14 protein-coding genes are annotated in these 20,467 nt (G+C 45.5%); 7 read left to right on the top strand and 7 right to left on the bottom strand.

The window, feature by feature from the left end:
• Window positions 1–11: 11 nt before the first annotated feature.
• The 5 genes from LI82_RS01110 (at window position 12) to ppsA (ending at window position 8,679) form a co-directional block, all read left to right on the top strand.
• Window positions 12–893 (top strand): DUF58 domain-containing protein, encoded by an 882-nt coding sequence (locus LI82_RS01110; RefSeq protein WP_048193137.1) that lies wholly within the window; start codon window positions 12–14, stop codon window positions 891–893.
• Window positions 893–2,764, top strand: coding sequence for a vWA domain-containing protein (locus tag LI82_RS01105; RefSeq protein ID WP_048193136.1), 1,872 nt, complete (start codon window positions 893–895; stop codon window positions 2,762–2,764). Before LI82_RS01110 ends, LI82_RS01105 begins: the two co-directional genes overlap by 1 nt.
• Window positions 2,761–5,205: a vWA domain-containing protein gene (locus tag LI82_RS01100; protein ID WP_048193135.1), complete on the top strand. Its 2,445-nt coding sequence runs from the start codon at window positions 2,761–2,763 to the stop codon at window positions 5,203–5,205. Before LI82_RS01105 ends, LI82_RS01100 begins: the two co-directional genes overlap by 4 nt.
• Window positions 5,206–5,325: 120 nt before the next feature.
• A complete protein-coding gene (locus LI82_RS01095) occupies window positions 5,326–6,081 on the top strand; it encodes a hypothetical protein (protein WP_048193134.1) in 756 nt (251 codons plus the stop codon).
• A 192-nt stretch (window positions 6,082–6,273) separates the two neighbouring features.
• The gene (gene ppsA / locus LI82_RS01090) at window positions 6,274–8,679 is read left to right on the top strand and encodes a phosphoenolpyruvate synthase (protein ID WP_048193133.1); all 2,406 of its coding nucleotides are present in this window, start codon (window positions 6,274–6,276) and stop codon (window positions 8,677–8,679) included.
• Between the two features lie 116 nt (window positions 8,680–8,795).
• Here ppsA and metX read toward each other — a convergent pair whose 3' ends face one another.
• The 3 genes from metX to pscS are packed head-to-tail and all read right to left on the bottom strand — an operon-like array spanning window position 8,796 to window position 12,946.
• Window positions 8,796–10,262 carry a homoserine O-acetyltransferase MetX gene (gene metX, locus LI82_RS01085; RefSeq protein WP_048193132.1) on the bottom strand — a complete coding sequence of 489 codons (1,467 nt, stop codon included), beginning with the start codon at window positions 10,260–10,262 and terminating at the stop codon, window positions 8,796–8,798.
• Window positions 10,259–11,557, bottom strand: coding sequence for an O-acetylhomoserine aminocarboxypropyltransferase/cysteine synthase family protein (locus tag LI82_RS01080; protein ID WP_048193131.1), 1,299 nt, complete (start codon window positions 11,555–11,557; stop codon window positions 10,259–10,261). Before LI82_RS01080 ends, metX begins: the two co-directional genes overlap by 4 nt.
• 9 nt (window positions 11,558–11,566) lie before the next feature.
• A complete protein-coding gene (gene pscS, locus LI82_RS01075; RefSeq protein WP_048193130.1) occupies window positions 11,567–12,946 on the bottom strand; it encodes an O-phospho-L-seryl-tRNA:Cys-tRNA synthase in 1,380 nt (459 codons plus the stop codon).
• A gap of 649 nt (window positions 12,947–13,595) precedes the next feature.
• Here pscS and LI82_RS01070 point away from each other — a divergent pair.
• Window positions 13,596–14,711, top strand: coding sequence for a DUF4097 family beta strand repeat-containing protein (locus tag LI82_RS01070; protein ID WP_135607237.1), 1,116 nt, complete (start codon window positions 13,596–13,598; stop codon window positions 14,709–14,711).
• Window positions 14,712–14,788: 77 nt separating this feature from the next.
• On the opposite strand, the gene LI82_RS01065 is transcribed toward LI82_RS01070, so the two are convergent.
• The 4 genes from LI82_RS01065 to LI82_RS01050 form a co-directional block, all read right to left on the bottom strand.
• Window positions 14,789–15,901 (bottom strand): ABC transporter ATP-binding protein, encoded by a 1,113-nt coding sequence (locus tag LI82_RS01065; protein ID WP_048193128.1) that lies wholly within the window; start codon window positions 15,899–15,901, stop codon window positions 14,789–14,791.
• A gap of 9 nt (window positions 15,902–15,910) precedes the next feature.
• A complete protein-coding gene (gene modB, locus LI82_RS01060) occupies window positions 15,911–16,579 on the bottom strand; it encodes a molybdate ABC transporter permease subunit (RefSeq protein ID WP_048193127.1) in 669 nt (222 codons plus the stop codon).
• Window positions 16,580–16,592: 13 nt separating this feature from the next.
• Window positions 16,593–17,396, bottom strand: coding sequence for a molybdate ABC transporter substrate-binding protein (gene modA / locus LI82_RS01055; RefSeq protein ID WP_048193168.1), 804 nt, complete (start codon window positions 17,394–17,396; stop codon window positions 16,593–16,595).
• 205 nt (window positions 17,397–17,601) lie between these two features.
• Window positions 17,602–19,521 carry a sensor histidine kinase gene (locus LI82_RS01050; RefSeq protein ID WP_048193126.1) on the bottom strand — a complete coding sequence of 640 codons (1,920 nt, stop codon included), beginning with the start codon at window positions 19,519–19,521 and terminating at the stop codon, window positions 17,602–17,604.
• Window positions 19,522–19,769: 248 nt separating this feature from the next.
• On the opposite strand from LI82_RS01050, the gene LI82_RS01045 reads away from it, so the two are divergent.
• Window positions 19,770–20,327 (top strand): CBS domain-containing protein, encoded by a 558-nt coding sequence (locus tag LI82_RS01045; RefSeq protein WP_048193125.1) that lies wholly within the window; start codon window positions 19,770–19,772, stop codon window positions 20,325–20,327.
• The last annotated feature ends 140 nt before the right edge of the window (window positions 20,328–20,467 follow it).

Below are 20,467 nucleotides of genomic sequence, written 5' to 3'. Positions count from 1 at the left end.
GATATTAAACCATGAGTGACAGGAAACACAGGATCGATGTGGATTTCTTCCGCCAGCTGGACCGCTTTACTTTCATGGTAAGAAAGCGGGTTTCCAGTGCCTATGCAGGAAGCAGGCGTTCAACACATAGCGGCCGCGGTCTTGATACCATTGGCTATGTTGAGTATCATCCCGGGGACGATATTAAATCCATTGACTGGAATGTGTATGCAAGGTCTGAAAAGCTCTATGTGAGGGAGTTCGAAGAGGACAAATCAGTAACTACCCACATACTGCTGGATTCCAGTAACAGCATGGATTATTCTACCGTCGATGTTACTAAATACGAGTATGGGGCCATGCTTGCCGCCGGTTTTGCATATCTTGTCACCAAGGACAACGACAAGTTCGGCATATCCACATATGCTGATAATATAGCAATATCCCAGACTCACAGGGGCAGACGTTACCTTCTCAGGGACATTGACCGTCTTGCAGAAGTAGAACTTGAAGGTCAGACCGCATTGAACAGCTGCGTCGAACAGTACGAACGTGTTATACGTTCAAGGTCACTGATTGTCATTATTTCAGATTTCATGGAAGATCTGAGTTCCATTGAATCAGCTATCTATCGATTATCTCATCACGACCTCATGCTTATACAGGTGCTTGACCCTTCAGAGAGCGACCTGTCCATGCATGGACATGTAAAGCTCATGGACCTTGAGACAGATGATGAACTGAAGACTTACCTCAGCAACAATTTCAAGGACAAATACCAGGAAGAACTACAGGCTCATATCGATGGGATCAGGAACATCTGCGACCATGTCGGTGCTGATTTCTTTACATTTACAACTGACACGCCGGTATTTGATGCATTCTTCCACACAATTAGCGGGAGGAGGATCTGATGCCTTTTGAGAACACACTGGGACTTGCAGCCCTTGCAAGTGTGATTCCACTTATTATATTGTACCTGTTAAGACCAAAACCACTTCAGCTGAAGATCCCGTCCCTGATGTTCCTGATGCGGGCAGAACAGAAGAAAAAACGGTTCGCCTCCCTTAGAAGACTTATCAAGGACCCTATATTCCTGGCACAATTACTGGTACTAATACTGATATCCGTTGCAGTGGCAGCCCCATTCTATACATCCGAGGAAAGCCTGAGCGGAGAGCACACTATCTTTGTCATCGATGCTTCTGCAAGCATGAACACTGACGGAAGGTTCGACAGTGCCACTGAGATCGCCAAGACATATGTCAGCAAGAAGAACAGTATCATTCTTGCACAGAACATCCCGGTCACAGTTCTTGAAGCCGCCGGGTCTTCAGCTACAAAGGACACGCTTGACGGATTATCAGGAAAGGGAACGGTGGCAGACCTGTCATCTTCCATAACGAATGCCATGCGAATGCTTTCTAACGAAGGCGGAAGGATAATCGTCATATCAGATTTCACCAACTGGGAAGGGGAGGACCCTGTCTCTGCAAAGAGACTTGCAGAATCCTATGGTATGAAGGTAAGCTTTGTAAGGGTCGGAGCGCCTGCTGACAACGTTGGTATAATCCAGGGCTGGCTTGAGGCTGAAGAGAACGGTTACACTTACAACTGTGTTGTTAAGAACTACAACGAGATAACACAGAATGTCAACCTGGAGATCGATACCCCCGGAAGCGAGACAAAGAAGAGCGTTACACTTACTGTAAGTCCTTTTTCAACCAGCGAGTTCAAGCTGACAAATCTGGGACCTGGCGTTACAACACTCAGGATAACAAAAGATGACAGTCTCATAACTGATAATACAGCTTACATCTCAATTCCTTCGGACGTTCACAACGAACTGCTCCTTGTGACCGATGTTAAAAACTCTCCGGCTTCAGTTTCACTTTCATTGTTGCCGAACATAAGGGCAACCCAGTCAAACAATGTTCCATCAGATCTTAGTGATTACAAGGTTATCGTGATAGACACACAACAAAGAGCACTGACTGTCGAAGAGGTCACACTCCTTGATTCTTTCATAAAAGATGGCGGAGAAGTGCTGTTCATCGCATCACCTACACTTGATCCGGCAGCTGCGAACTTTGATCTGCTCAAGGTGCTTCCGGTAAAGCCAATTGCCACTATGCAAAGCAACAACGGTGAAACCCTGAAGGTTGTGCAGGAGACAAGACTTACAGAAGATGTGAGATTCAAGGATATTGCAGTTTACACATACCTTAATGCTACCATCAGGTCAGATGCAGTTTCCCTTGTAAATACTGATTCAGGCATCCCGATGCTGGCTTACTGGAGCGTCGGTGACGGAACAGTGATGTACCTGGGTTTAAGCGATGAGCTTGGTGAAAATGCATGGAACAATTTCCACAACCTGCCTGAGTACCCAGTCCTCTGGGCAAAGCTGATCGCATGGCTTGGCGGAGCGGGGGATATCGGTGACTACAACATCCAGACAGGTGCTATTTCCGCACTTGCAAATGAACAGGATGTTTCCACACCTACCGGAACCGTGACCACCAGCAGGTTACTCTATGATGAGGTCGGGACCTACGAGGTTGCAGGAAAGAACATTGCTGTCAACCTTTATGATGACATGGAATCCGATACCACCATCGATTCCTCCGGTGTTCTGGACCGAGCCACATCACAGGAAGGTTCCCAGATCGTTAGGGAAAATACCTACACGACCAAGAATTACATTGACATCTATCTCATCATTATTGCCATGCTATTGGTGATCGTTGAGATTCTTATTATCAGAAGCCGGGGTGAGCTATGATGGTTACTTTTGAAGATCCAATGGTACTGCTACTTGTCCTGCCGATAATTGCCGGTGGACTCTATCTCATCAAAAAAGGTGCAAGAAAGACATTGATCCTTTCACGCATCATAGTTCTCTCGCTGCTTGTAGTAGCACTTGCATCCCCGTTCTCGATCGTCAGCGAGGTTTCAAGTGATGACACTCCCCAGATGATCATAATTTCGGATGAGACCGGAAGTATGGAATTGTTCGAAGAAGGCGTAGGCGACAAGGTCTATGAATCCCTGACCGCAAACACCCCGACCACCATTGTCAGGCTCACCGGGGATAGCACTTCCCTTGGGGATGCGGTCGAGCAATATTCAAGCGGAGATAATCAGATCGTAATGGTAACTGACGGTAACAGCAACTTCGGAAAAGACCTTGAAGAAGCTCTCCAGTTTGCTGAGGAAGTCGGTACCACCGTTTATTCAGTGGAACCGGAACTTGAGGAGAACGACATAAGTGTGCAGATACTGGGCGATAAGACTGTTGTCATCGGAAACGAGAACCAGTTTGACGTGCTTGTATCACAGGCAGGTGAAGAGGAGATAAGATACAGCTTCGAGGTCTACGCCGGAGAGACCCTTGTCAGGAGTGGTACCTTCACACAGAACACACGCACAAGGACAATACGTGTACCTTACACTTTCAAGAAGCTTGGTGCACAGGAGTTAAGCGTTACACTAACACCTTTAACATCAGACAAGGATCGCATCAATAACGATTTCTACAAAGCTATCTATGTTGTGCCCAAGCCGAAGATCAAACTAATGACCAGCGATACGTCCGCACCTCTTGGCAATGTACTGTACAACCTGTATGATGTATCCAACACGAACGAGCTTACAAACATTGATGACAAGAAGACAATAGTTCTTGATAACCGCAACATAAGGACACTTTCAGAAAGTGATGTTGAGGTCCTCAAGGAGTTCGTAACAGATGGTAACGGTCTTGTGGTCGTGGGGGGAGAGACCTCCTTTGACCAGGGCAATTACCTGAACTCCTCATTTGAAGATCTGCTTCCGGTACTTTCAAAACCAACAGACTGGAAAGGTGGCAGGAGCATTGTTCTTATACTTGATGTATCCCAGAGTACATTCCATCATGAGACGCTTTCCGACATACTCGGAAATGCTATTTTCATTCTTGAGGATGAGAACCTTAGGGATGCATATGCAGGGGTCATCGCTTTTGGAAGCGAAGGTATTGATGTTTCAGGAGGACTGGTCTATCTTGGAACTCAGGCAAATGTCCTGAAGCTTGAAGAGGACATATCCGCATTGACTCCTGGATCTACAAGTGAAACATCCCTTGACCAGGGACTTCTCATTGCACAGGACTGGCTTGAGAACGAAGTCGGAGAACTTGATATCATCATCATCTCCGATGGAGGTATAGAGCAATCCTATGAAGACAGTCTTGTGGTTGCAGATGAGATCCACAATGGAGATATCCAATTCTATTATGTCCATGTAAAGTCAAGTGCACCGTCCCAGAGGGACCAGGTCGGCAACATCTATTCAGAAGACCTTATGGAAAGCGTTGATGGAATATATTTCCCGGTCGAGAGGGGTGAACGTGCGAACCTGGAGTTCGAGGACCTTGACATTCCTGACGAGACCGAGGACGATGAACCGTTCATGACATCATTCCCGCTTATCGAATACAACCCTAACCACTTCATCACACGCAATCTGGACGTTGACGGCAACATTACCGGTTACAATGACGTTACACCAAAAGCAGGTGCAGACAGAATCGTTGTGACAGCCACAGGCAAGCCGGTCATCACCACATGGAGATACGGGCTTGGAAGGGTAGCAGCCATTACTACTGATAACGGTAAAGGTGGACAAGCAACCTGGAGTTCACAGATGTACTCCGGCAACAATTCAAGGCTGATCTCCTCAACCATGAACTGGGCGATAGGCAATCCACAGGTAGAGGAAGGAACAGTTGTTGAAGGAGATGACACATGGTTTGGAAGTCCTGCAACACTCTACATAACACGCTACGATGAAGGTGTTCCGAAACTCAAGTACAAGGGTGAGACCCTTGAGCTTGCGGTCACAGGACAGAATACCTATGAGACCACGATCGAACCAAAGAACATCGGAATGCATGATGTTTCAGGTTATCCGATAGCTGTGAACTATGCTGTTGAATATCGTGATGTTGGCCTGAACGAGGATCTTCCTGTGCTGATCAAGGCGAATGGTGGTAAGACCTACAGTGAGAACGAAGCACTGGCACTGCTGCTTACAGATGCCAAGGCGAACTCTCTGAAAAGTGTTCAGCAACCTGTCAGCCAGAAACTGTACTTCCTTATCGCAGCATTACTGCTCTTCCTCACAGAGATCGCAGTAAGAAGAATAAGGGAGATCAGGGCAGCTAACAGGGAAAGGGCAGAATAAAATCCTGCCATCTTTTTTTTAAAAACGCATGCAGAAGACTACGAATTTGTTTGTAGTTAAAGTAATGAATATATAACATTCGTTCGTTGTATTGCTTGATGAAAAACGTCAGGTGATATTATGAGAACAAAAAACGCTTACATCCCACTAATTATACTGATCATACTTTCGACGATCACTGCCGGTGCTATGATAATGAACGATACTGATAGCAGCGATAAGATCATGGTCGACGACGAAGTGCTTGAAGCAGATGCTCCTAATGTTGATGGAGATATCTCCGAAAGCGATCCACTACAGCCTATAAAGACAATTGCTACTGTTATTGGCATCGACTCATGGAATGGAACGAAAGTCCTGCTTCTTGATCAGGATGAAAGCAATATTGGTGAAGGCTACCCATGTGACCTGTATCTGATGATCGGAGAGGAAACAACCATCGCAGACATTGATGGAGACGAGCTTTCAATTGATGATCTTACTGAAGGAACAAGGATTGAAGCACACTATGGACCAATGACAACAAGAAGCCTGCCACCACAGAGTGTAGCTGTGAGCATTGTTGTGCTTGATGAGGATGTCCCAACCGGCCCACAGCCTGTTAAGACGATAGGGACGATCCTTGGAACTGAAGTGAGGAGTGAGAACACAGTCCTGCTTCTTGATCAGGATGACATTGATATCGGGGAAGGTTATCCATGCGATATTTTTCTGGTAACAGCTCAGGAAACGACCATCACAGATAGCAATGGAAATGAACTTAGCTTTGAAGATCTTACAGAAGGAACAAGGGTAGAGGCTTACTACGGACCAATGGTAACAGCAAGTCTGCCTCCACAAAGTGGAACTTTGAAGATCGTGGTCTTAACAGACTGAAATAAGAATAGCAATTTCATGGTTACAAAAAGCTGATCAGCTTTTTGACCATGTCTCCTCTTTTCTGATAATTCTGATCAACCCTTGTCATTTCTACCAACTATTCTCCATTCTCCAAAAAGTCTAATACCTTTAAAAATTAATTATATTAACAGTTAAAGGAAAAATTCATTCTAATAACGGGGGTTAATAATGGGAGATAGCAAATACATTCGATGGTTCGAAGAGATCAGTATAGAAGACATTCCTTTAGTAGGCGGTAAGAATGCCTCACTTGGTGAGATGTACCGGGAACTGACAGAGAAGGAAATCAGTATACCTAACGGTTTTGCGGTTACAGCAGAAGCATACTGGCATGTGCTGGAATCAGCAGGCGTGCTTCAGGAACTTAAAGATACACTGGAAGGACTGGATACAGGGGATGTCAGTGACCTTGCTGAAAGAGGAAAAAAGGCAAGGAGTATAGTACTCGATGCAGGTATACCTGATGACCTCTGGGAAGAGATCAAAGAAGCTTATGAAAAACTGAGCGAAGAATACGGAGCTGAGACTGACGTAGCGGTTCGCAGTTCCGCAACAGCAGAGGATCTTCCGGATGCATCTTTTGCGGGACAGCAGGAAACATACCTCAACGTACACGGCTACCACTCCCTGAAAGATGCATGTAACCGTTGCTTTGCCTCTCTTTTCACGGACAGGGCGATCTCCTATCGTGTACACCACAAATTCGACCACTTCAAGGTCGGCCTTTCAATAGGCGTTATGAAGATGGTACGCTCAGACCTTGCATCCAGCGGTGTGATATTTACCATCGATACCGAATCCGGATTCGAGGACGTTGTTTTCATAACAGGAGCATATGGTCTCGGTGAGAATGTCGTTCAGGGACTTGTTAATCCGGATGAGTTTTACGTTTTCAAACCCACACTTAAAGAAGGCTACAGGCCGATCATCAAGAAGAAGCCGGGCAGCAAGGAGATAAAGATGATCTACGGGCGCGGGGATTCACGCATACTTACCCGTAATGTGGAAGTCCCCCTTGCCGAGCAGAGGAAGTTCTGTATCAATGATGAAGAGATCCTCCAGCTTGCGAAGTATGCTGCCACAATCGAGGATCACTATTCCAAGAAGAAAGGAAAGGCCGTGCCCATGGATATCGAGTGGGCAAAGGACGGTAATACCGGCGAGCTGTTCATCGTGCAGGCAAGGCCTGAGACGGTCCAGTCAAGGAAGAGAAAAGATGTCCTTGAGACATACTTCCTTGATGAGCATTCGAATGTTCTTGTAAGGGGCAGAAGTGTGGGTGACAAGATAGCTGCCGGTAAGGTCCATGTTATCGACGATGTTTCCAAGCTATCATCCTTCCAGCACGGGGAGATACTGGTAGCCGATACCACAACCCCTGACTGGGAACCTATCATGAAGCGTGCTGCTGCTATCATCACCAACAAAGGCGGAAGGACCTGCCATGCAGCTATCGTCAGCCGTGAGCTGGGAGTTCCTGCGGTCGTGGGTGCTGAGGATGCGACTGAAAAGCTGAAGAACGGAATGGATGTCACGATGAGCTGTGCTGAAGGTGATATCGGTAGGGTCTACGAAGGAATACTACCTTTCCACATCGAGACGGTTGATCTTAAGGGCTTAGGTAAGACAAAGACCGAGATGATGATGAACCTTGGAAATCCGGAAGAGGCATTTGCACTTTCCATGATACCAAACGATGGTATCGGGCTTGCAAGACTTGAGTTCATCATTACAAGTTACATCAAGATCCACCCAATGGCATTGATCCATCCTGAAAAGGTGGAAGATGAGAGTGTGCTTGAGGAAATTGAGAAGCTCACCTCCGGATACAAAAGTAAGGAAGACTATTTCGTGGAGAAGCTTTCCCAGGGAGTGGCGACCATTGTAGCCTCATTCTATCCGAAACCTGTGGTTGTACGCATGAGCGATTTCAAGTCGAACGAGTATGCTAGCCTGATCGGAGGAGAGTACTTCGAATTCGAAGAGAGCAACCCGATGATAGGTTTCAGGGGAGCATCACGGTATTATGATGAGCGCTATAGGGAAGGATTCGCACTTGAATGCAAGGCCATGAAGAAGGTCAGGGATGAGATGGGACTTACAAACCTGATACTCATGATCCCATTCTGCAGGCGTATCGAAGAAGCGGAAAAAGTGATCGCTGAAATGAAGAAGAACGGTCTGGAAAGAGGACAGAACGGCCTACAGGTCTATGTGATGTGTGAGATCCCGAGCAATGTCCTGCTGATAGATGAGTTCAGCAAATACTTCGATGGCTTCTCAATAGGCTCCAATGACCTCACCCAGCTGACCCTTGGTGTGGACAGGGATTCGGAAATACTGGCATCGTCTTTTGATGAAAGAGATGAAGCTGTGAAGAAGATCGTTTCCATGGCAGTTCAGGGAGCAAAGAGGAATGGCAAGCACAGCGGAATTTGTGGTCAGGCTCCAAGCGACTTCCCGGAATTTGCTGAGTTCCTTGTGAAGGAAGGTATTGATTCTATTTCGCTGAACCCGGATTCTGTGATGAAGATCTCATTGAAGGTTCTGGAGACTGAGAAGGAGATGGGATGAAATGGAGGAGCTTTGCCTCCATTCATTCTTCTTTGTGACTTTTTCTAATAATGCAAAAGAAAATTAACAACAAATAGTAAGCTATGGATTGAAAGTAAAAATAGAATATAAAAAGATCAACCGATCAGTCGATTGATATCCTCGCTATCAATAATTCCCACGAGCCTTTTCTTCTCATCGACAACTGGCAAAGCGGAAATGCTATGTCTTTCCATGCGCTTTGCACCGGCAATGATAGGCTCGTCCGGCATTGCCACAAGTACCTCTTTTGTCATGATATCATCCAGATCGACGGATTTCAATGCAACCGCCTTTGAGATATCCCAGGACGTAACGATGCCTGCAAGACAGCCTTTCTCATTAACCACCGGCAGATGTGTCAATCCTTCCTCGAACATGACCTTTGCAGCGGTCTCTATGCTGACCCCCTCTCTGATGGTAGCAACCTCTTCGGTCATGACATCGCCAACAGATGTGTGTGTCAGGAAATTGTGGACAACATAATTGATGTGCCCGCTCTCGAGAAGGAAAGCATCGTGGCCGTAGCTGGATTCTATCTCCCGATAACTTACATCGTGGTCATTGAAAAGGAGAGCTTCCACTACCTTCTTTGATTGGTATGGAGGATACAGCCAGTCCGATGTAATTGAGATCAAGAGCATCTTTGCCTTGATATCCTTCATACCTTCTGCAAGGGAACCGTTCTTTGAAAGGTCAAAATAATCCACTGCTTTTGTTACATAGAGATAGGAATTGGCATCAAACCTTTCAGTAAATGTTTCTCCCTGATATTTCAGGTAGCTCTCGACCTGAAAATCATGTGACATGTCGAATTTATAATTCTCACCCTGCTGAAGTTTCCTGCCGAACTTATCATGCATGGAGTCATCGCTAAGATAGGTGATATGAGCTATCATCCTGGCTGTGGCCAATCCATGCACAGGAGACTTTCCGGAATAGTAGTCACCTTCATTCCAGTCAGGATCGGAGACGATGGCATTCCTGCCAACCTCATTGAAAGCTATCTGCTGAGGTGATGAGACTGCTGTGGAAGCGATCACAACCGCTTTCCTTACAATGTCCGGGTGAGCAACCGCCCACTGGAGGGTCTGCATGCCGCCCATGGACCCGCCGACAACTGCAAAAAGTATTTTGATCCCGAGATAGTCTATCAGCTCTTTCTGGACATTGACCATATCTCCAATAGTTATCACCGGAAAGGTGATGCCATATGGGTTTCCGGTATCAGGGTTGAGTGATGCAGGGCCTGTGGTGCCCATACATCCACCCAGTACATTTGAACAGATTACGAAATACCTGTCAGTATCGAGGGCTTTCCCCGGTCCGATGACATCCTCCCACCAGCCGGGTTTGCGATCATCCGAACTGTGTCTGCCTGCAGCATGTGCATCGCCTGTAAGGGCATGGCAGACAAGAATAGCATTACTTTTGTCTTTGTTCAGGTTACCATAGGTCTCATAGGCGACCCTGATATCTTTCAGGGTCTGCCCGCCTTCTAAAAGGAATTCACCTTCTATCGTATGAAAATTAGTTCCAACAATACCTACGGACCTTTCACTCACTTCTGGGACCTCTCTAAAGCCTGATCAATGTCAGCAATAATATCTTCTGCATTCTCAAGACCTACAGACATCCTTATGAAATCATCGGTCACACCTGTCTGTTCACGCTCTTCCTTTGTAAGCTGCTGGTGTGTTGTGGATGCCGGATGGACAACCAGTGTCTTTGCATCACCGATGTTAGCCAGATGAGAGAGCAGTTCCACGTTCTCAATGAACTTCCTGCCTGCTTCCAGTCCGCCCTTGACACCGAATCCAAGGATCGCTCCGTAGCTTCCTTTCAGGTATTTGCCTGCAAGCTCATGGGATGGATGGTCCTCAAGACCGGGGTAGTTTACCCATTCGACCAGTGGATGGGATGCAAGGTGTTTTGCTACTTTTAGCGCATTTTCGCCGTGTCTCTGTACCCTTAAAGGAAGGGTTTCAACACCCTGTATGAACTGGAATGCATTGAACGGGCTCATTGCCGGTCCAAGGTCACGCAGATGTTGTGTGCGAACTCTTAGTATGAAAGCAAGGTTTCCCATTCCCGGAATGTCACCGAAGGATTCCCAGAACTTCAGGCCATGATAGCTTGGGTCGGGTTCTGTGAATTCAGGGAACTTTCCGTTGTCCCATTTGAAGTTTCCGGAATCTACGATAATACCGCCTATGGAAGTGCCGTGACCTCCGAGGAACTTGGTTGCGGATAAAACTACAATGTCTGCACCATGATCTATCGGCTTTGCGATACCCACACCTACGGTATTGTCCACGATAAGTGGGACACCTGCATCATGTGCGATCTTCGCGATCTTGTCAAGGTCCGGAACATCAAGTTTTGGGTTTCCAATGATCTCTACGTAGATGGCACGGGTCTTATCGGTGATCGCCTTCTCGAACTCTTCAGGTTTTGTGGAATCCACAAAGTGCACTTTCCTGCCGAATTTTGGAAGGGTGTGATTGAAGAGCTGGTATGTACCACCATAAAGGTTGTTGGCAGAGACTATCTCATCACCAAGCTGTGTGACAGCCAGAACCGTTAAGGAAATGGCAGCCATGCCTGAAGCTACACCAAGTGCTCCTGTGCCGCCTTCGATGGCAGCTACTCTTTCTTCCAGGACACCGGTTGTCGGGTTCATCAGACGAGTATAGATGTTGCCGAATTCCTTCAGCGCGAAAAGGTTCGCTGCGTGGTCTGCATCCTTGAAAAGGTATGCTGCGGTCTGGTAAATGGGGACAGCACGTGATCCGGTAGGGTCAGGCTGATGTCCTGCGTGTAATGATATTGTGTCCAATCCGTAATTCTTTTCAGTCATAATAGTACCTCAGTTAATGTTAAGTTCGTATTTTTCAGCGATCTCAAGGAATGCATCCGAGAGATAGTGTATCTGGTCCCATGAGAGTCCGTACGTGCTCAGCTTCCAGCTTCTTGTAGCACCGGGGAATTCACCTGCGATTCCGCGTTTCTTCAGTTCATCACTGAAGAAGTATCCTCTGCGTTTGTGTGTCTTTGCTACCTTATCGAAGCTGTTGGTGGTATCCACCTTGGAAAGAGCATGCTTTCTCGGGAATTCGCTCAGCACTTCATTTCCTTCGATCCTCAGGAACTCGTTGAGGAAATAGTTGGATTTCTTGACTTCCTCATCCCAGTGCTTTGTCCTTTCTTTTACATAAGGGAACGATGCCATCATTGACAGCAGTGGAGCTCCCATCAGTGTGCAACCAAGGAATTCGACCTCCTTGATGCCAAACTTCCTTCCGGTGACATCCCCAACCATTTGTGTGGTCCTGAATATCTTGTCAGACCATTCTTCCGTGGTTGCCAATACTCCTGAAGGAGCTACTGATGCCATGCTCTTGTGTCCGGAACCTACTACGAAGTCCGCACCGATCTTCTTTCCATCAACAGGCATGATACCTACTGTATATGCCCCGTTGTACAGGAATGGGATTCCATATTCCTGTGCCACTTTACCGATACCATAGATATCGTGTTCATTACAGAACAGATAGTCGAAATGGTCGATCATGATAAGAGACGGTAACTTTCCGCTCTCTTTCCTGACCTCATCGATCTTGTGTGCCACGGATTCGGCTGTGAGCACGTTATCTTCGTTCACAGGAGCTTCTTTTACAACTCCACCAGCACCTTCCACAGCGAGGAATTCCGTATAATGTGCAAATGCAGATACGATCACAGTGTCACCCTTTTCAACAAGGGTTGATGCAACGGCCTGGAAACCTCTCCTGGCACCGGGAACTACTCTTGCCTGGTCCATTCCAACGAACTCTGCGAGCTCTGTATGGAATTGCGCAATCGAAGGCTTTTCGATTTTATCTAACCTGAAGGGTTTTCGGCAGTTGTCACAGGTTGAGTAACCGTCCCCATAAGCTATGACAGCTTTGCGGGCTTCCGGTGTCAGTCTTCCACCTGCCTGAATGGGCTGTATGTTTATGAACTCCTCTTCTCTTGTTCGGCACATAAGGTCGCCCACAATACTGACAGGTTGTGTTTGGCCGTCTTTTGCGCCTATCTCCTCGATAAGGCCGCCAAGACCCGACACGATCTCAGAAAAGCGTGCAGACTGCTCATCGCTCATACCCGTAGGTAAAGCCTGCCTTACTATCTGCCTGAGATCCTCCAGTGCGAACTGGGTTTCAAATATTTTGTTGGCGAGATATTTTTTGTTGATTTGTTCATCCATTCTGTTACCACCTGCTCGTTGAGGGATATGCAAAACTGTAAAAAACAATTTTGAACCCCAATCGATCGGTCTGCTATACCTGAACCACTCTCTTGCTGGTTCCTTTGATTTGTTAACGGCGTTAACTGCGTATAGATTTACGGACCTGCTATATAAAAGTAGCTGACTGCAGTACTTATAAGTTGCAGAAGTAAACCCACGCCATACTATGGTGTGATTTAATTATATATAAAGTAAAGGATTGTGGCAATGTATATATATGTACATTTATATATCCAATATAGCGGCAAAGTACACATATTTTAGATACACTTTTATAGGGCGGATTTTAATATATATCATACAAGGTCAGGAGTTTGCCGTTTCTCTTGACCTTAGAAGTTGTCTGAGAAGTCTGGGGACTTTTCAGAGTTTCAAAGTGGGGGGACATCTGAACTTGCATATCACGGCTATTCATCCCGCCTGGCCGTGATATGCAAATGCATTATTATTGACAGAATTACAGCCTTTTCTTAAAATCAAATTCATTCACCTTATTTGGATCTATTTTGAATTCCCTGCATTAAACCCACAATTGAATTTTTTTAAGTAAACCTTAATAGCAAGAAAAACCCAGTAATATATATACAATATTCAGGCGGGGGTTACTATGAAAATTGATCGAACTTTATGGTTAATACCGATAATGCTAATGCTTTTATTCGCAGGCAATGCAAGCGCAGCATCGATGTTCGATGCCGGGGATACAGTGATCATCGACGATATAGTTGAAGATGATGTTTACCTTGCAGGCGGTACACTAATAGTAAGTGGCACTGTGCTGGGGGATGTTGTGGCTACAGGCGGCACAGTCCAGATCGATGGGAACATTTCAGGCGATCTCATTGTTGCTTCAGGTGATGTGACCATTACTGGTAGTATCGGTGACGACATAAGGGTCGCATGCGGTAATTTTGAACTCAGTGGAAATGTCGGTGACGATCTTCTGGTAACTGCCGGAACAGTGTCCACAACTGGGGAATCAACTGTTGGCGGTGACGCGACCATAAGAAGTGGCGATGCAGACCTTGCAGGGAACTTCGGAGGGCTGCTGGATGCTTCAGCAGGTGACCTGATGTTCTCCGGTAATGTTGAAGGAGATGCGATACTGGATGCAAACGACTTGACCATCGGACCTGATTCCAGTATAAAAGGCGATTTGGAATACAGTAGCTCCAATGAGCTATCCATCCCGGCCGGTATTGTCGGAGAGGAGATCAAGTCTGAAAGAATCGCACAAAGCGGAGACGATTTTGATGGTGATGGCGTGCTAAAAGTGATATCCTTTATCGGTAAGATCGCGTATTACCTCTTCCTGTTCGGTCTTGGAGTAATACTCATCCTTGTCTTCCCGGAAAAGACCGAAGAGATCGTAAAGGACATACAGGAGGAAACTTTCAAGAATATCGCCGTGGGACTACTTTTACTGATAGGCGTAATCATCGGATCTGCCATCCTGATGATAACTATCATCGGTATCCCGATTGCGCTCTTACTGCTATTGCTGCTGTTGATTGTACTGATGTTCGCAAAGGTGTACACTGCAATGTGGCTCGGAGAGATAACGTTCAGAAAAGCAGGTTTCGAATATAATCAATGGACTGTACTTGCAGCCGGACTTTTCCTGCTTCTGGTCCTGACCGAACTGCCATTTGTGGGTGGGCTCATCAGCCTTCTGGCAACGCTGGTAGCAATGGGAAGTATGTACTTTGCATTGAAGTATTGATTCAGGGGACGTACTTTTCCTTTATTTTTGCTTTTTTAATCTTTTAAAACATAGCAGGTACCCTTGCAAAAGCAAATTCACTCAAAGACCAGCACATCATCCGGCGAGATCTCCACGATCACCCGTGAAAGACCGATATCTCCTGACAAGCGTGTCGGAACCTCGCATAGCAAAATAAAATCGCTACCATCAAGTTCAACAGCCATCATTTTACTGCTGCCCTTATCCGTAATATCAATGACATTGCCAGCAAAAATATTGCCATCGCCTAAAAACAGCCCTTCATCATAGGCCTTTAGATGCACATTCTCAGGCCTGATCCCCAGGGACACTTTTCCGGATGAATTAACACTGGAACTTGTTATGAACTCCAGACCTCTCCCTTCGACCACAGTCCCTGCAGTAGAACTTCCAATCACTTTTCCGTTATCAAAAATATTGCTGACTCCCACAAGCTCAGCCACGTTCCTGTCAACAGGTGAATAGAATACCTCTCTCGGACTGCCTGTCTGGTGAACCTTGCCATCATGGAGGACTATGACCCTATCTGCAAGCGAAAATGCTTCCTCGGGGCTGTGAGTGATGAACAGGATCGGGATCTTTAGCTCATTCTGAATTGCTTTGATCCTTTCCCTCAGTCGCATCCTGACGACCATATCAAGAGCTGAAAACGGTTCATCCAGTAGCAGTATCCCTGGCTTTGGAGCAAGAGCACGCGCAAGGGCAACTCTCTGTTTCTGGCCGCCTGAAAGCTGTGAAGGATACCTGTCCTCCAGCCCCTCGATGTGCAAAAGGCGAAGCATTTCGAACATACGTTCCTCTTTCTTCTCCTTATCCCATCCCTTGAGGCCATAGGTGATATTCTTCCTTACATTCATATGCGGGAAAAGAGCATAGTTCTGGAAAACGTAACCCGGCCTCCTGTACTGTGGCTGAAGGTTGATGCCCGAAATGCTATCGAAATATGTCTGATCATTGACAATAATGCTACCATTATCAGGTTTTTCCAGCCCCGCGATGCATCGAAGCGTCGTGGTCTTGCCGGAACCGGAGCGACCAAAAAGGACCACCAGTTCATCCCTCGTCTCAAAAGTAGCATCAAGTGAGAAAACATCCTCGCGTCCGCTCTTTTTGTTGTTCTTTTTGTTGCGGGACCTGTATTCCTTTGATACGCTCACCTTTATACCCATTTGACCACCTCATACACTCCATCGGTCTACAAACCTTGCAGTAAGTGCCATGGACAACAAAGAAACAACAACAAGGGTTATGACAAGAATATTTGCCAGTGCATCATTGCCTGACTGGAATGCAGTATAGATGGACAACGACATCGTATTTGTCTTCCCGGGAATATTGCCAGCAACCATAAGAGTGGCACCAAACTCCCCGACAGCCCTTGCAAAGCTCAGCACAATACCTGCAAGTATGCCTTTTTTGGCAAGGGGAAGGGTCACAAAAAGCATGGTCTCAAGCTCACTGTGTCCAAGTGTATAGGCTGCATACTCCAGTTCACGATCCACTGCACCTATTGCAGAGGCCGTAGTTTTGACCATCAACGGAAGTGACACAACGAAAGCTGCTATCACGGCAGCATGCCATGTGAAAAGCAGCGACCATCCCGTCAACTCAAATATCGTCTGACCTATTATTCCGTTCTTACCCAGCAGGACCACAAGAAGATAACCTGTAACTGTAGGTGGCAGCACCAGTGGGAGGGTCACAAAGATATCTGCGAGCCATTTCCCCCTGAACTCCCGCCTTGCAAGTGCATATGAGATCAAAATCCCAAGCAAAGCTACAAAAGCAGTGGACAATACTGCCACTTTAAGGGTTATCAACAGGGGGATCCAGGCATCTTCAAGCATCAACTATCATCCATTAGTTCGCATCTGTTACTGTAAAACCATACTTTTCGAATATAGCTTTTCCTTCATCTGAAACCACAAAGTCGATGAATTCCCGTGAGGCTTCTTTTTCGGTTGAAGAAGAAATGGTTGCAATAGGATAGCTGATGCTTGTGGTGACCGGGATTTCTGCCACGATCTTGATCTCATCCATATCTGACGTCATCGCATCTGTCATATAGACAAAACCTGCATCCACCTCTCCGTTCTCAACATATACCAGAACTTGTTTCACAGTTTCTGCATAGATGAGCTTTTCACTTACATCGTCCCAAAGGGATGCTTCCTCAATTGATCCTTTTGCATATCTTCCCACAGGTGCAACTTCAGGGTCTCCAATTGCTATCTTTTTTACCGAACTGTCTGTCAGGTTCTCAAGAGACATTATGCGGTTCTCTTCATCTTCATCGGATGCCGGAACGATCATAACAAGTGAGTTCTCAGCAAAGTCATGCCTTGTGTCGGTGTCGATCAGATCTCCTTCTTCAAGGATGTTCATGTGCTTCTGGGAAGCCGAAGCAAAGACATCGATAGGTGCACCAGCCTCGATCTGCATACGAAGAGAACCGGAACCTGCAAAATTCATATTTACATTAACATCCGGATTTTGTGCTTCAAATTCCTGTTCGATCTCTGTAAAGCTCTCTGTCAGGCTTGCAGCAGCTGAAACTGTGATCTCTGTATTCTCCTCCGCCTGTGATGACGGCATTACTAACATAGCTGCAGCCGCAACGAGTATCACTGCTGCAATAACAATAATCAGATGATTCTTTTCCATAAGATCCCTCATATCAAGTATAGTAAAGCGTTATGTTTTCATGAACATAACGGTGTGGAATTGGATCGGTAATATAAATATTTATTGCCGAGTTTCATTCTCAATCTCGAAAAACAGTAGATAAATAATATCTGGAAATATAGGCTTAATGAAACATGGTAGACTGTACGGAATTTTCACTGAGCTAAATTCCATCAAATTAATCTTATTCCTTGCTTCCACTGACTTCCAGAGTACTTCTGGGCTTTGGGATTTTTATGTGGACTGTGGTCCCCTCTTTCGGCTCACTTTCGATCCAGATCTCACCGGAATGTGCATCAACGATCTCTTTGCAGATGTAAAGACCCAGACCGGTTCCTCCATATTTTCTTCTGATCGATGAATCGATCTGGTAGAACTTCCTGAATAGGTTTGGAATTAGTTCTTTGGGAATACCTATTCCAGTATCGTGGACGGTAAGGTGGAGGTATTTTTCTTCCTCATATGCACCCAGGGTTATCATACCACCCGGAGGGGTGAACTTGATCGCATTATCGACTATGTTATTCAACATATCCACCAGGCGGTCCTTATCAGCTACTATCAAAGGAAGGCCAGAAGGTATCTTCTTTTCAATATGCAGATCGTTAGCCTCGACGAGCATGATAGTATCCATAACGGTGTTGTTCATTATTTCTGCTATCTGACATTCCTTAAAGTCGTATTCAATGATCTCTGCCTGTGCCTGGCTTACGTAAAGTAGAGAGTCCACCAGGCGCCTGAGCCTTTCTGAATTACGCATTACTGTTCCAAGTGAGGTCTTTTGTTGGTCGTTAAGATCACCAAGGGTTCCATCATAGACATTCTGGGTATAACCTTTGATGCTTGTAAGAGGTGTCCTTAACTCATGGCTTACATTTGAAAGGAAGGAATCCTTCATCTGGTCCAGTGATTTTAGTTCCTCATTTGCTTCTTCAAGTTCATCCGAATAGGTCTGGAGCGAGTCAAGAATATCATTCAATCCCGAAGGTATCTTCCTGAAGTCCACCTCTACATCCGTCTCAGCCCTCCTTTTCAGATCACCTTTCAGGGCAGAATTCGAGATATATGCAAAATTTGAAACAATATCATTTATCGGACGTGTAATGGACATCGCGACCAGATAAGCTGCACCTGCCATGAAAATAAGTGCAAGCGAAGAGATGAGGATAAGTTCATTCCGCAGGGCTGTAACATCCGCAAGCATATCATCTTCCGGGATCACCAGAATAAAGGAGTAATTTCCAGTACGTACCGGCTCATAGAAGATTATCGAATACTCGCCTGTTGTCGGGTCGGTGGTCTCAATATGACCTCCTTTTCCTACAAGGATATCGTTGGCCATGCGTGATATCTCAGGATCGTTAAAATCATCAAGTGTCTTTGATCCGATCCATTCTTTGTGTACAGGATGGGAAAGTAGTATCCCTTCGTTACTTGTGGTAAACGCATAGCCTTCTTCAAAAGCAGTGACATTTGAAACGATCTCATCGATATAGTTAAGTGATACATCGACCCCTCCTATACCAACGAATTCGTCATCCCTCATTATTGGTGCTACATAGCTCGCAATAAGTTCACCTTGATATAGGTATGGTTCTGTAAGTACTTCCTCTTCAAGCTGTTTTGGCAACTGGTAGTAATCTAAGGTATCATAGTCAATAAGGGGTTCCACGAACATGGTCCCTCCGATCTTGTTCCAGTAAGGTACAAGGCGCCCTGTAGAATCATATCCTTCGGTACCCGCAAATTCAGAATCTCTTCCATCAAAAGCATTGGGTTCAAAACCAGTATAGGTGCCTATCAAATTGGGATTATCAACAAGGATCTCCCTTAGGAAATCATTGACCTCCTCCCTGTCTGAGGAATTGTAAACGGTCAGTGTACTTGCGATCGTCCTTGCAATGGCCATGTTCGATTGCATATCTGAGTTGAACTGGTTTGCATAATTGCTTGCTTTTTCTATGGATTTCTTGTATGCAAGTTCCTCATTCTGAGTGGTGCTGGTATTGATAATGATAGCCGTTGTAACAGCCATTACTATAAGGACACTGAACCCGATGTATAGGATCAGTTTCACTTTTAGAGGTACATCATCCATTTTCATGCCGGACACCCTGCTGAAAGTACACAGACAGTAGACCAATGTAATATTATTCCCGAAAGCAAGAATCACTAAGGAACGATAGCATTTACGTTAAAGGAAGATTACACTACCCTCAATACCTAATCTAAAATCCCTAATATTATATTTGAATGACAAACATATAAATGTCTGCTTTTTGAAACAATTGAGCAGGGTTTTGAATTAAATAATCAAACTCTTTAAATATAATCATTACTATCAGTAATATTATGCAACTTCCGACTCCTGAGAGACTAAGGCAGAAAAGGATCGAACTGAACCTTACACAGAGTGGTCTTGCAAAGCGTGCAGGCGTTAGTCAGCCTTTGATAGCCCGTATAGAATCCGGCGACGTTGACCCTCGGCTTTCCACACTCAGGAAAATATTCACTGCTTTTGAGGAAGTTGAAAAGGAAAAGATACTTGCAAAGGACATAATGCATACTCTTGTAATCTTTGTTTCTTCTGAGGATTCTGTAGAATCTGCTGTTAACCTGATGGAAAAACATGGTTTTTCGCAGGTTCCAGTGATCGATAATGGAGTACCCGTAGGAAGTATCTCAGAGGATACTATTATTAAATATATGGCTGACAGGAAGGCTTCGACCATATCCCAGATGAAGATCAGGGACATGATGGGAGATGCATTCCCGACCGTCTCACCAACAACTGAACTTGATGTCATATCACACATGCTTGAGCGAAATCCTGCTGTCTTGGTACTCGAAAAAGGAGTTACTACAGGTTTTGTCACAAAGCACGATGTGATCAAATTGTTGCATGGTTAAGAATATTTAATCCGAGATCATCAAATTAGCTTTTCGCTTTAAAAGCGTAACTCTTTTTTCAAGACTACTGATACTACTCTGAGCATAGCTCATGCACTACATTTATAAGGCATAAAATGTGCCAGTCCATGAAATATTAT

Source organism: Methanococcoides methylutens (assembly GCF_000765475.1).
GTDB lineage: Archaea > Halobacteriota > Methanosarcinia > Methanosarcinales > Methanosarcinaceae > Methanococcoides > Methanococcoides methylutens.
This window is presented reverse-complemented; position numbering and strand designations above follow the sequence as displayed.